Origin of the sequence: Paraburkholderia sp. RL17-347-BIC-D, from assembly GCF_046027915.1 — a bacterium.
Classification (GTDB): domain Bacteria; phylum Pseudomonadota; class Gammaproteobacteria; order Burkholderiales; family Burkholderiaceae; genus Paraburkholderia.
The window spans coordinates 272,176-285,008 of the sequence record NZ_JARESS010000004.1 but is presented as its reverse complement, the minus strand read 5'-3'; the positions used below and the strand labels follow the sequence as shown (position 1 = coordinate 285,008).

Annotated in this window: 12 protein-coding genes; 5 read left to right on the top strand and 7 right to left on the bottom strand. The window is 63.3% G+C overall.

Features of this window, described 5'->3' with window-relative positions:
• Positions 1-419: 419 nt before the first annotated feature.
• The 3 genes from ilvA to queF are packed head-to-tail and all read left to right on the top strand — an operon-like array spanning position 420 to position 3,690.
• Positions 420-1,943 (top strand): threonine ammonia-lyase, biosynthetic, encoded by a 1,524-nt coding sequence (ilvA, locus tag P0D96_RS08630; protein ID WP_408284231.1) that lies wholly within the window; start codon positions 420-422, stop codon positions 1,941-1,943.
• A 23-nt stretch (positions 1,944-1,966) separates the two neighbouring features.
• The gene (locus tag P0D96_RS08625) at positions 1,967-2,869 is read left to right on the top strand and encodes a 5'-nucleotidase (RefSeq protein ID WP_132376077.1); all 903 of its coding nucleotides are present in this window, start codon (positions 1,967-1,969) and stop codon (positions 2,867-2,869) included.
• On the top strand, positions 2,866-3,690 hold the full coding sequence (queF, locus tag P0D96_RS08620) for an NADPH-dependent 7-cyano-7-deazaguanine reductase QueF (RefSeq protein WP_408178310.1): 825 nt from the start codon (positions 2,866-2,868) through the stop codon (positions 3,688-3,690). The genes P0D96_RS08625 and queF overlap by 4 nt, the downstream gene beginning before the upstream one ends.
• 68 nt (positions 3,691-3,758) lie before the next feature.
• On the opposite strand, the gene P0D96_RS08615 is transcribed toward queF, so the two are convergent.
• From P0D96_RS08615 to P0D96_RS08605, 3 genes are all read right to left on the bottom strand, one after another.
• Complete coding sequence (locus P0D96_RS08615) at positions 3,759-4,145, bottom strand: RidA family protein (protein WP_007179354.1); 387 nt, start codon at positions 4,143-4,145, stop codon at positions 3,759-3,761.
• An 86-nt stretch (positions 4,146-4,231) separates the two neighbouring features.
• On the bottom strand, positions 4,232-5,713 hold the full coding sequence (locus P0D96_RS08610; RefSeq protein ID WP_408178309.1) for an N-acyl-D-amino-acid deacylase family protein: 1,482 nt from the start codon (positions 5,711-5,713) through the stop codon (positions 4,232-4,234).
• A gap of 3 nt (positions 5,714-5,716) precedes the next feature.
• Positions 5,717-6,607 (bottom strand): MurR/RpiR family transcriptional regulator, encoded by an 891-nt coding sequence (locus P0D96_RS08605; RefSeq protein ID WP_408312964.1) that lies wholly within the window; start codon positions 6,605-6,607, stop codon positions 5,717-5,719.
• Between the two features lie 146 nt (positions 6,608-6,753).
• On the opposite strand from P0D96_RS08605, the gene P0D96_RS08600 reads away from it, so the two are divergent.
• Positions 6,754-8,031 (top strand): amino acid deaminase, encoded by a 1,278-nt coding sequence (locus tag P0D96_RS08600; protein WP_408284227.1) that lies wholly within the window; start codon positions 6,754-6,756, stop codon positions 8,029-8,031.
• A 121-nt stretch (positions 8,032-8,152) separates the two neighbouring features.
• On the opposite strand, the gene P0D96_RS08595 is transcribed toward P0D96_RS08600, so the two are convergent.
• Positions 8,153-8,653, bottom strand: coding sequence for a MarR family winged helix-turn-helix transcriptional regulator (locus tag P0D96_RS08595; RefSeq protein ID WP_408284224.1), 501 nt, complete (start codon positions 8,651-8,653; stop codon positions 8,153-8,155).
• A gap of 30 nt (positions 8,654-8,683) precedes the next feature.
• Positions 8,684-10,279: an MDR family MFS transporter gene (locus tag P0D96_RS08590; protein ID WP_408284222.1), complete on the bottom strand. Its 1,596-nt coding sequence runs from the start codon at positions 10,277-10,279 to the stop codon at positions 8,684-8,686.
• Between the two features lie 139 nt (positions 10,280-10,418).
• On the opposite strand from P0D96_RS08590, the gene P0D96_RS08585 reads away from it, so the two are divergent.
• The gene (locus tag P0D96_RS08585) at positions 10,419-11,261 is read left to right on the top strand and encodes an EcsC family protein (RefSeq protein ID WP_132376984.1); all 843 of its coding nucleotides are present in this window, start codon (positions 10,419-10,421) and stop codon (positions 11,259-11,261) included.
• On the opposite strand, the gene P0D96_RS08580 is transcribed toward P0D96_RS08585, so the two are convergent.
• On the bottom strand, positions 11,231-12,187 hold the full coding sequence (locus tag P0D96_RS08580; RefSeq protein ID WP_408312961.1) for an alpha/beta hydrolase: 957 nt from the start codon (positions 12,185-12,187) through the stop codon (positions 11,231-11,233). The two genes, P0D96_RS08585 and P0D96_RS08580, sit on opposite strands and share 31 nt — an antisense overlap.
• Before the next feature lie 118 nt (positions 12,188-12,305).
• A complete protein-coding gene (locus tag P0D96_RS08575; protein ID WP_132376085.1) occupies positions 12,306-12,740 on the bottom strand; it encodes a CHRD domain-containing protein in 435 nt (144 codons plus the stop codon).
• Positions 12,741-12,833: the final 93 nt, after the last annotated feature.

The window sequence follows — 12,833 nt, the reverse complement described above, 5'->3', positions numbered from 1 at the left end:
TTCTTGGGGAGCGAAGCACGACCGACGGCCAAACCCACACCGGTCGCTTCGCGGCGCTCAGATATAACTACACGATCGTGCGTGGCGGACGTGACGCTCCGCCGCGGGGCAAGACTCACGCGGGGCGGGCATCAAGTGGGCGATCCGAGGCTGCCAGTGCATCTTCCGATCCTTATTCCAAAATGGAATTCTACCGCATGATCCCGCCACGCGTTGACGGCTGAAATCGGAACAGCGGCGGGGGTTTGGGCACTTTCGTGGCGAATCGTAAGGTGGCCCCCACCTGCCGGATTGACCAACCGAACGGTCGGGCGGCGCTGTACGGCGCGGCGCCAGTGCATCAGCCGAGGGCCTGAGCGTACACCGTTGGCGCTATCATTGACCCTTTCCCGTCTCACCAAGCGCTCCGCGCCACCCGCATGGCTTCCCACGACTACCTGAAAAAAACCCTGACCGCGCGCGTCTACGACGTGGCCCGCGAGACCGAACTCGAACGCGCGCCGAATCTGTCGGCACGTCTGCGCAACCCGGTCTACCTGAAGCGCGAGGACAACCAGCCGGTGTTCTCGTTCAAGGTGCGCGGCGCGTACAACAAGATGGCGCATATTCCTTCCGAAGCGTTGGAACGCGGCGTGATTACAGCGTCGGCGGGCAATCATGCGCAGGGCGTGGCGCTGTCGGCGGCGCGCATGGGCGTGAAGGCGATCATCGTGGTGCCGGTGACGACTCCGCAGGTGAAGGTCGATGCGGTGCGCGCGCACGGCGGTCCCACTGTCGAGGTGGTGCAGTTCGGCGAATCGTATAGCGACGCCTACGGACACGCGGTGAAACTGCAGGAGGAGCGCGGCCTGACCTTCGTGCATCCGTTCGACGATCCGTACGTGATCGCCGGCCAGGGCACCGTCGCGATGGAAATTCTCAGCCAGCATCAGGGCCCGATTCACGCGATCTTCGTGCCGATCGGCGGGGGTGGACTGGCGGCGGGCGTCGCCGCGTACGTGAAGTCGGTGCGCCCGGAGATCAAGGTGATCGGCGTGCAGACCGATGATTCGTGCGCGATGGCGGCGTCGCTGAAAGCCGGTGAGCGCGTCACGCTGAACGAGGTCGGGTTGTTTTCGGACGGCACAGCGGTGAAGCTCGTCGGTGAAGAAACCTTCCGCCTGTGCAGCGAATATCTCGACGACGTGCTGCTCGTGAATACCGATGCGCTATGCGCCGCGATCAAGGACGTCTTCCAGGACACCCGCAGCGTGCTGGAACCCGCCGGCTCGCTCGCGGTGGCTGGCGCCAAGCAGTATGCGGAACGCGAAGGCATCGAGAACCAGACGCTGATCGCGATCACGTCGGGCGCGAACATGAACTTCGACCGCATGCGCTTCGTGGCCGAGCGCGCCGAAGTCGGTGAAGCGCGCGAAGCGGTGTTCGCCGTGACGATTCCTGAGGAGCGTGGCAGTTTCCGCCGCTTTTGCGAACTGGTCGGCACGCGCAGCGTCACTGAATTCAACTACCGCATTGCGGACGCGAACTCCGCCCATATCTTCGTGGGCGTGCAGATCAGGAATCGCAGCGAGTCGGCGCAGATCGCGGGCGCGTTTGAAGCGCACGACTTCGCCACAGTCGACCTGACGTTCGACGAACTCTCCAAGCAGCACATCCGCTACATGGTCGGCGGGCGCTCGCCTTTGGCACACGACGAACGTCTGTTCCGCTTCGAGTTTCCCGAGCGTCCGGGTGCGCTGATGAAATTCCTCTCGTCGATGGCGCCGAACTGGAACATCAGCCTGTTCCACTATCGCAACCAGGGCGCGGACTACAGTTCGATTCTGGTCGGCATCCAGGTGCCGGACAGCGAGAATGAAGCGTTCAACAAGTTTCTCGCCACGCTCGGCTATCCGAACTGGGAAGAGACGCAGAATCCGGTGTATCGCCTGTTCCTCGCTTGATTACTTAGGACTGAAACGCGCAGATGGCTCTTTCGCTTGTCGACAAACTGGTGGTGGCAATCTCGTCGCGCGCGCTGTTCGACTTCGAGGAAGAGAACCGCGTGTACGAGGAAGGCAACCTGCAGGCCTATGAAGCGTTGCAGCGCGACCGCCTGACCGTGCCCGCCAAACCGGGTGTGGCGTTTCCGCTGATCCGCAAGCTGCTGGCCTTGAACACCAGCGGTCATCGCGTCGAAGTGGTGATTCTTTCGCGCAGCGATCCGATCAGCGGACTGCGCGCGTTCCACTCGTGCCGCGAGCATGGGCTCGCCATCGAGCGCGGAGTGTTTACGCGCGGACGCGCGCCGTTCGGCTATCTGAAGCCGTTGAACGCGTCGCTGTTTCTGTCCGCGAATCAGCAGGACGTGCGCGACGCGCTGGCCGCCGGATTTCCCGCCGCGCGAGTCTTGCCCGAATCGGCGAGAATGGCGAGCAAGTATCCGGACGAAATCCGCATTGCCTTCGACGGCGACGCGGTACTGTTTTCCGACGAAGCCGAGCGCGTATTCCAGAAGGACGGCTTGCGCGCATTCGTCGGCCACGAGATTCACAACAAGGATCTGCCGCTCGCGGACGGCCCCTTGAAGCCGCTACTCGAAGCGCTGCACCGGTTGCAAAAACTCGCGGACGAAGCCGCGCCGATGCATATTCGTACGGCATTGGTGACGGCGCGCTCGGCGCCCGCACACGAGCGCGCGATCCGCACCTTGATGGCGTGGAACATCGAAATCGACGAAGCGATGTTCCTCGGTGGCCTCGATAAGAGCGCATTCCTGCGCGAGTTCGAGCCGGACTTTTTCTTCGACGACCAAATTGGCCACTGCGAATCGGCCCGCGTCGTGACGGCGACGGGGCACGTGCTGAGTGGCATCGTGAACGCATCATGACACCCGAACAATCACCGCTGGGTAAGGCCTCCACTTACACCGAACAATACGACGCTTCTTTGCTGTTTCCGATCGCGCGAAAAAATGCGCGCGAGGCGATCGGCATCGGCGCGCAGTTGCCGTTTTTCGGCACGGACATCTGGAATGCGTACGAGTTGTCCTGGCTGAATGCGCGCGGCAAACCGCAAATCGCGGTGGCGACGTTCTTCGTGCCGGCGGATTCGCCGAATATCGTCGAGTCGAAATCGTTCAAACTCTACCTCGGCTCATTCGCGCAGACCGCGTTCGAGTCGATGGAGGCGGTGCGCGACACGATCAAGCGCGATGTGTCCGCGTCGTGCGGTGCGAGCGTGTCCGTTCATCTGGCCGCGCCGTATGAGTTCGGCAAATTGCAGATGGAAGAATTCGAGGGTTTGTCGCTGGATCGGTTGGATCTCGATACCGACGTTTATCAGCCGGACGCGTCCTTGCTGAAAGCGGCTCTGGATGAGGCACCGGTCGAAGAAACGCTGTTCTCCAACTTGCTGAAATCGAATTGTCCGGTGACGGGGCAGCCCGATTGGGGCAGCGTGCAGATTCATTACGTGGGCCCGCAGATCGATCACGCGGGCTTGCTGCGCTACATCATCTCGTATCGGAATCACACTGGTTTTCACGAGCAGTGTGTCGAGCGGATTTTTATCGATGTGCTGAAGGCCTGCAAGCCGGTGAAGCTCGCGGTGTATGCGCGTTATACGCGGCGCGGCGGGTTGGATATCAATCCGTTCCGCACGAATTACAACTTGCCGATGCCTGACAATATGCGGCTGGCGCGGCAGTAAATAGCAGCTTGTTCGCCGCGGAATCCGATGCGATTCCGCGGCGAATGAAACTGGCTAAGTATTCAGAATCAGGCCGTGGGCTTCTTATAAGCCACACAGTCCACTTCAACGCGACAGTCGATCACCATCGAAGAAACGACACAGGCGCGCGCCGGCGGGTTCTCGCCGAAATACTCGCGGAACACCTTGTTGAACGACGCGAAGTCGCGCGGGTCATCCAGCCACACGCCGCAGCGGACCACATGCTCCGCGCCATAGCCGGCTTCCTTCAGGATCGCGAACACGTTCTGAATCGCCTTGTGCGATTGCTCGACGATGCCGCCATTGATCACTTCGCCGTTTTCCATCGGCGTCTGTCCAGACACGAACAGCCAGCCGTCCGCTTCGACTGCACGCGCAAACGGCATATGCTGACCGCCCGTTCCCTTCCCGCCTTCAACACCATATCGCTTCATCATCACACTCCTCAAAAAGTCCGGCACGCGTCCGGCAGAATCGCCGCGCGCGCCGCAATCAATCAATCATTCAATCGGGCAAATAATCAGAACGCGCCGTGCGCGTCACCCTTCGATGCCGCGCCGCGCGCCACGAAGTGCCCGGCGCGCTCGCCCGTCACTTCGCCATTGCGATACGTCAAGACGCCGTTCACCCACACCGCGTCGATGCCGTCGGCGGCCTGCTGCGGGTTCTCGAACGTCGCCGCGTCGCGCACCTTGGCCGGGTCGAACAGCACCAGGTCGGCGTGATAGCCGATGTGCACCTCGCCGCGCTGCGCCAGACCAAAGCGACGCGCCGACAAGCTGGTCATCTTGCGCACCGCCTCTTCGAGCGGCAGCAAGCCCGCGTCGCGCGCGTAGTGGCCGAGCACGCGCGGAAACGCGCCCCACAAGCGCGGATGCGGCAGCGGATCGTTCGGCAGCCCGTCTGAGCCGACCATGGTCGCGGGATGCGAGAGGATGCGCCGCACGTCCTCTTCGGACATGTTGTGATACACCGCGCCCGCCGGTTGCAGACGCTTGCCCGCTTCCTGCTGCGAGACGCCCCACTCCGCCGCGATCTCCTTCACGAGCTTGCCCGCCATCTCCGGATGCGGCTCCGACCACGTAATCGTGATGTCGATGTCGCCCGTCACCTGCTTCACGTCGAGCGTCGACGAACTGCGGTTGTACGGATAGCAATCGCAACCGATCGGCTGCAGACGGCGCGCGCCTTCGAGCGAATTCAGCACTTCCTCGCTGCGTCCCCAGTTCGACGGACCCGCGCACTTCAGATGCGAAATCACCACCGGCACGTGCGCGTGACGGCCCACGCGATACGCCTCGTCCATGGCGTCGAGAATCGCGTCGAATTCGGTGCGCATGTGCGTGGTGTACAACGCGCCGGCCGCGGCGAGCGGTTCGGCCAAGGCCATCACTTCTTCGGTCGGCGCCGAAAACGCCGAGCCGTATGCGAGCCCTGAACTCAGACCCAGCGCGCCGTTGGCCAACGCTTCTTCGAGCTGTGCGCGCATGCCGTCGATTTCCTGCGGTGTCGCCGCGCGGTCGAGCCGGTCCATCTGGTTGCTGCGCAACGCCGTGTGCCCGATCAACGCGCCGACGTTCACCGCCGGCCGCGCCGCGTTCACCGCTTCGACATACGCGGCGAAGGTCGGGTACTGGAATGCGTCGCGCTCGCCGAGCAGGTTCATCGGATCGGGCGGATCGCCCTTCAGCGCAACCGGCGACGCGCTGATGCCGCAATTGCCGACGATCACCGTCGTCACGCCTTGCGTGATCTTCGGCAGCATTTGCGGCGAGCGGATCACGTGCGTGTCGTCGTGCGTGTGAACGTCGATGAAGCCCGGCGCCAGCGCGCGGCCTTCGGCCTCGATCACTTCTTCGGCAAGCCAGTTCGACAGATTGCCGATCGCGACGATGCGGCCGTCGCGAACCGCGACGTCGCGTTCGACAGGCGGCGCGCCCGTGCCGTCATACAGTTGCGCGCCGACGATCAGCGTATCAGCGGCTTCGGGATGCGAGTGCATGGATCAGTCTCCTAACGGTTGTCGATCGCCGCCGCCGCGGTGCGTGTCGAGTGCATGCTTCATGCGGCGCAGCAATTCGCGGCTCTCGTCACCCTGACTGACGGCAAGTTCGGTGACGAGCACATCGAGCGCCATCATCATCGCGTAGCGCGACGACGACGGCTTGTAAATGAAATCAGTTTCAAAGGCCACGATCGGAATCACCCAATCGGCGAGTCGCGCCAATGGCGACGCCGGCGCGGTCAGCGCGATCACGGTTGCGCCGTAGCTGCGCGCGATCTTGCAGTTCTCGACCATCTCGGGCACGCGCCCGGTGGTGGAGAGCGCGATCACCACGCATTCGCGCGACACGGTGCTCGCCACCATGCGTTGCAGCAAGCCGTCCTGATAGGTCGCCACCGGCCGCCCGAGACGCACGAGCCGGAAGCGCATCTCGTCGGCGAGCGCGGTCGAGCCGCCGCCCATGCCGAACACGTAGATCATGCGCGCGCCGCGCAAGGCGGCGGCCGCGTCGCCGAGCGGCGCCTGGCGCAGCAATTGATGGTTGTGCACCAGCGCGGTTTGCAATTCGTCGAACACGCGGGTTGCGATCGGCTCGGGCGCGTCGTTCGGACCGCCAGCCTTCAGGAAACGCTGACCGACGGCGGCCGCCTGCGCGAGCCGCAGTTTGAGCTCGCGCACGTCGCGGCAGCCGACCGCCTTGGCAAAGCGCGTCACCGTCGCGACGCTCACCTCCGCCTGCTGCGCGAGCGCGCCAATGCTGGCGCGCGAGGCGCCCGTCAGATCGTCGAGAATCAGCGCGGCGACCTTGCGTTCGGCCGAGCGCAGTTCCGGCGCGCATTCGGCAATGCGCGCGACGATGTCGAAAGCGAGCGGTTCGGCGGTTAAGTTCATTGCAGACTGTGGGAGGCCGCGCGAAGGCTTATAACCCGCCTCCGCCCAACTGTGGTACTAAATAACATTTCTTCATCCATCGTACTTTCGGTAACATGGTAAAGTCAACTTTGATTCAATTTAACTGGACGATGGAGCAGGGAGACATGAAAGTTACAAACTATCAGGGCGCAACGATTGATCCTCATAGCAAGGGCTTGGGCATGGTTCCGGGCACCAGTATCCAACTCACGGATGCCGCGCGGCTCGAGTGGAACCTGCTGAACGAAGACGTGAGCCTGCCGGCCGCCGTGCTGTACGCGGACCGCGTGGAGCACAACCTCAAGTGGATGCAGGCATTCGTCGCGGAATACGGTGTCAAGCTCGCGCCGCACGGCAAGACCACCATGGCGCCGCAGCTGTTTCGCCGTCAGCTCGAAAACGGCGCGTGGGGCATCACGCTCGCCACCGCGCATCAGGTGCGCGCGGCTTATCACGGCGGCGTTTCGCGTGTTCTCATGGCCAACCAGCTAGTCGGCCGTCACAACATGATGATGGTTGCCGAGTTGCTGAGCGATTCGGATTTCGAATTCTTCTGCCTCGTCGATTCGGTTGAAGGCGTCGAGCAGTTGGGCGAGTTTTTCAAGTCGGTGAACAAGCAGTTGCAAGTGCTGCTCGAACTCGGCGTGCCGGGTGGGCGCACGGGCGTGCGCGACGCGGCGCAGCGCAACGCAGTGCTCGAGGCGATTGCACGTTATCCCGACACGCTGAAGCTCGCTGGCGTCGAGTTGTATGAAGGCGTGCTCAAGGAAGAACACGAAGTGCGCGAGTTTCTGCAAAGCGCGGTCGCGGTCACGCGCGAACTCGTCGAGCAAGGCCGTTTTGCGCGTACGCCGGCGGTGCTGTCGGGCGCGGGTTCGGCCTGGTACGACGTGGTCGCGGAAGAATTCGTGAAGGCGTCGGAGACCGGCAAGGTCGAGGTCGTACTGCGTCCCGGCTGCTATCTGACACACGACGTCGGCATCTATCGCAAGGCGCAGACGGAAATTTTCGCGCGCAATCCGGTCGCGAAGAAAATGGGCGAAGGGCTGCTTCCCGCGCTGCAATTGTGGGCGTATGTACAGTCGATTCCCGAACCGGATCGCGCGATCATCGGTCTCGGCAAGCGCGATTCCGCGTTCGACGCCGGGATGCCGGAACCGGCGCGCCACTTTCGTCCGGGCAACGAAGCCCCGCGTGATATCGCGGCGAGCGAAGGCTGGGAGATTTTCGGCTTGATGGATCAGCACGCGTATCTGCGGATTCCCGCAGGCGCTGACCTGAAAGTGGGCGACATGATCGCGTTCGACATCTCGCATCCGTGTCTGACGTTCGACAAATGGCGTCAGGTGCTGGTGGTCGATCCGGCGTATCGCGTCACGGAAGTGATTGAAACGTTCTTCTGATGGGTTTTGCGAACGGCGCGTTCTCGGGCAACGAGGCGCGCCTTTCGTGGTGTTGCGGAAGGGCGGGTTTTTCGCGCCGCTCCGGCGAGGTGACTTTGTTTAACCGTGCCCGTCCGGCAGATCAAGGCTGGCGCGGCGCTTCATTGCCCACTATCTCGGATGTTTGAGCGACAGCCTCAACTGCGCTAGCCGTCGCCGCCACTTCGCTGATCCTCGCCTCAAGCATCTTCAATGCACCCGACAGCGCGTTCAGCGCGTCGTCCGGCAACACGGCTATCGTGTCATGCATAAACGCGTTGCGACGCGGCAAGCTGGCTTCCGTTGCCGACTGCCCCGCTTCGGTCAGGCGCACGTTGGTCACGCGGTTATCGCGCGTATCCATGCTGCGAGCGATCCAGCCCATACCTTCCAGCGTTTTCAGTTGCCGTGTCAACGCGCCCGGATCGACGCGCAAGCGCTCCACCAGCCGCTTCTGCGACGACTCGCCAGCCTGCTCGTGCAGCGCGAGCAGAATGCGCCAGCGCGGCAACGGATGGCCGACGTGCGCCTCGAAAGCCGACATGAACGCCCGATATGTGCGGCCGAATTGCTGCATGACGGCGACGCGGTCCTGTTCTTCCATGATCTGTCTGTAAAACGGTGAGTCGAAAAATCAGTCCGCGTGAATCACGGGTTCGAGCTTGCGCTGGAGTTTGATCGGCGGCACACGGCGGCTTTGCCAGACCGACACCACGGCGATGATCGCCGCCATGGCGAGACCCAGATGAATCGCTGACACGAGCGCTTCTCGCGCGCTCTCGAGCAGCATCGCGCCGTTGTGGCCCGCATGCGTCAACTGGCTGAGCAAAGTGGCTTGCGCATCGCGATTGATGAGAATTTGCGGGTCGCCGAGATCCGCGAACCAGTGCGACGCATGATCGTTGTCCAACGCGCTGCGCACGCCGCTCGCGTACATGTGGCTGACCAGCGTGCCGGTCAGCGCCGTGCCGATCATGCCGCCGATCATCCGCAGCGACTGCAGCAGCGCTGTCGCGATACCAAGGTGTTCGCGACCGGCCGTTTGCTGCGCGAAGATCGTCAGGTTCGGCATGACGAAACCGAGCCCCAAACCGCCGACGATCATGAACGACATCAACAGCCATTGCGGCATGGCGCGCGTCGCAACGACCACGCCGAGGCACGCCAGCGCGAGCAGCGTAAAGCCGATATACAGCATCAGATTCGGATTGCGCACGCGCGAGACGATGCGCCCATTGGCGATACTGCCGATCGTGATGAACACGACCAGCGGCGTAATGACGAGGCCCGCTTCTTTCGGCGACATGCCGAAGCCGCCCTGGAACAGCAACGGCGCGTAGAACAGCAGCGAGAACATCGAAAAGCCGCCCAGCACGGCCAGCGTGAAGAGCGCGGCGAGACTGCGGTTGCGGAACATGTCGACCGGCAGGATCGCCGTCGGGCAGCGCTTTTCCCATTGCCACAACGCGTAAGCCGACGCGACGCTCAAGATGAGCAACGCCAACGCGCTCAAGGTCACGCCATGCTTCGGCAGCAATTCGACGAACAGTTGCAGCGAGCCGAGCGCCACGGCGATCAACACGGCGCCGGGCCAATCGAGGCGCATCTTGCCTTCGTGTTCGACATGACGCAGATGCGGCAGGAAGCGCCAGACAAAGAACAGCGACAGCAGGCCGACGGGCAGATTCACATAGAAAACCGAGCGCCAGCCGTAATACTGCGTCAGGAAACCACCGAGCGACGGCCCCACCGCGTTTGCGATACCGAACGCCGAACTCATCAGCACTTGCCAGCGCAGACGCACGACCGAGTCGGGAAACAGATCAGGAATGCAGGCGAATGCGGTGCCGACCAGCATGCCGCCGCCGATGCCTTGCAGCCCGCGCGCGAGCACGAGGAAGAGCATGTTGTTGGCCGCGCCGCACAGCACCGACGCGCCCGTGAACACGACGATCGACGCGATGACGAACGGCTTGCGCCCGTAGTAATCGCCAAGCCGGCCGAAAATCGGCACGGTGATCACCGAGGTCAGCAGATACGACGTGGCGACCCACGCGTACAGCTCGAAACCCTTGAGTTCGGCGACGATCGTGGGCAACGCGGTGCCGACCACGGTCTGGTCGAGCGCGACCAGCATCGTAACGAAGGAGATGCCGAGCATCGCCAGTAGCGATTCACGGAACGGTAAAACTTGCCCACTCGAGTGGTGGGCCGCGGTATGGACAGCCATTTTTGATGGAGCAACAGTTGACACGTCAAACGATTGGGAATCATACCACGCTGCGACGCTCTAAGCGGGACAAGCCGTCGTGGTTCGCCGCATCGGCAGTCGACTGAAGAATGGATATCACATGACGCCAGGGAGGCACATGGAGCCGAGTTCGCTCGCAACACAATCGTTATCGGACGACGACCTGAAAGCGCTGCGCCGCGCAAAACATGAACTGGAGAGCCCCGCTCTGGCGATGAAGCTGGCGAGCATCGTCGGCGCGCCGCTGGAGAAACTGCTCTCGCGCATGCCGGCGTTCGCCAACGAAAAAGTCACCGACGCGACGGAGCTGGCCTTGCGCAAGTGCCTGTCGATCGCGCTGCGCACACTGGGGCGGCAGGACGGCGCGACGCCGCTCGTGGTGCCCGACAAGCCGAGCAACTTGCTGCACAAGTTCGCCGTGGCGACTACCGGCGCGGCCGGCGGCGCATTCGGGTTGTTCGCGCTACCCGTCGAGTTGCCGGTCACGACCACGCTGATGTTCCGCTCGATCTGCGACATCGCGCGCAGCGAGGGCGAGGATCTGACGTCGATCGACACGCAGCTGCAATGTCTGACGGTGCTCGGCATGGGCGGCACGTCGAGTTCCGACGACGACGCCGACTTCGGCTACTTCATCATGCGCGGCGCGCTCGCGCAGGCGGTGTCGAAAGCGTCGTCTGAAATCGCGACCAAAGGCTTCACCGCGCACGGCTCCGCGGCCTTGCTGCGCCTGCTCAACACGATCGCCGCGCGCTTCTCCGTGCAGGTGAGCGAACAGATCGCCGCCAAATCCATCCCGGCGATCGGCGCGGTGCTCGGCGCGATGGTCAATACGGTTTTCATCGACCACTTCCAGCAGGTCGCGCACGGTCACTTCACCGTGCGTCGACTGGAACGGCAGTACGGCCAGGAAACGGTCGAAGCCGCCTATCAGGCGATCGACATCGCGCTCGACGGCTGAGCCGCGCGGCTCGTCACGCGCCGCACGAAGGCCGCGGCGCGGTCGAGCGCGCGATTTCCTTCGGGGATGAACGGCGCGAAGATCGGCCAGACGTGCGGCATCTTGTTCCACACTTCGAGTTCGCAGTCGACACCCGCCGCCCGCGCGTTGTCGGCCACGCGCCGCGAATCGTCGAGCAACACCTCGGTGCTGCCCGCCATGATGAAGAGCGGCGGCAAGCCGCGCAGGTCGGCATAAACCGGAGAAGCGTAGGGATGCGTTGCTGGCGTGTCGCCGAGGTAGACCTTTCCCGCTAGGGCGATCGCCGAGCCGCTGAACATCGGATCGAGACCGTCGTTGGTGCGGATGCTGGCGCCGGTCGCGGCCAGATCGGTCCACGGCGAAAATAGCAGCCCGCCTGCCGGCATGGGATCGCCGGCGTCGCGCAACGCCACCAGCGTGGCGAGCGCAAGACCGCCGCCCGCTGAATCGCCCGAGATCACGATCGACTCCGGCGCGATGCCCCCGGCGATCAACCGACGGTACGCCGCGGTCGCGTCGTCGAGCGCCGCCGGGAAGCGATGCTCTGGCGCGAGACGGTAGTCGAGGGAAAAAACTGGCGCATAGGCGCGCGTCGCGAGACCGAACACGATCGAACGATGGGTACGCGGTGAACAGAAGTAGTAGCCGCCGCCGTGGCAATACAGCACGGTCGGTCCGGCGTTTGCGGCTGGCGCACCGTCGGCGCGCTCGATCCACTCGCCGCGCAAGGGCGCATCGTCCGCGCCGTACAACTCACGCAGACGCCAGCCGCCCGGCACTCGCGGCGACCAGACCCGCTTGGCGGTCAGCGCGCGCGCTCTTTCGACATCGATGCGTGGCTTGAGGGTCTCCGGTCGAAACTGTCTACGCAGATACCAGCACGCGAGTGCACTTTGCCAACTCATCGGGACACGCTCCTTCGATTGTGTCCTGTCATGTTACGTGCGTTCGCTACTACGCCGGTGGATGGCCGCTTCTAATCTCAAAAACGCCTGCGTCGCCGCGGTAAGGCTTTCCGGTCGCCTAGTTCGCCGGCAAAACCTGCCCGCGAATTTCACCCATCGGGTTCTGTGCGGTATGGACGTTGAAGTACCACTGCCCCGCCATCAGATCCGTCACCTGCTGTTCGGTCAGCGCCGCCGAGCCTTTGATCGGGCTGGCGAGCGCGCCCTTGTCGATCGGCACCTGAATCTTGGCGTTCTGGCCCACCGGCGCGGGGCCGTGGAAATGCGCGGCGGTTGCCGGGCCGCTCAAGCCTTCGTAGCTGACTGTCCATTGCAGGGATTTTGTCGACGTGTCGAAGGTGGCGTCCAACATGCCGTGCCCGTGGCTCACGCGAGGCGGCACTTCGCTCGAAGGCTCGAGATCCGCCTTCAACGCCACCGTGTCCGCGAAGGCAACACCCGACGCCAACGCCCACAGCACCACGGCAAGATTCAGTTTTCGAAGCGCAATCATGGTCTTCTCCGGACTTGATGCACCGCCGCACCGACACTCGGCCGCGCGCGAAGCCACCACATACTAGTGCAAATCCGCCGAACCTGTTTTTGC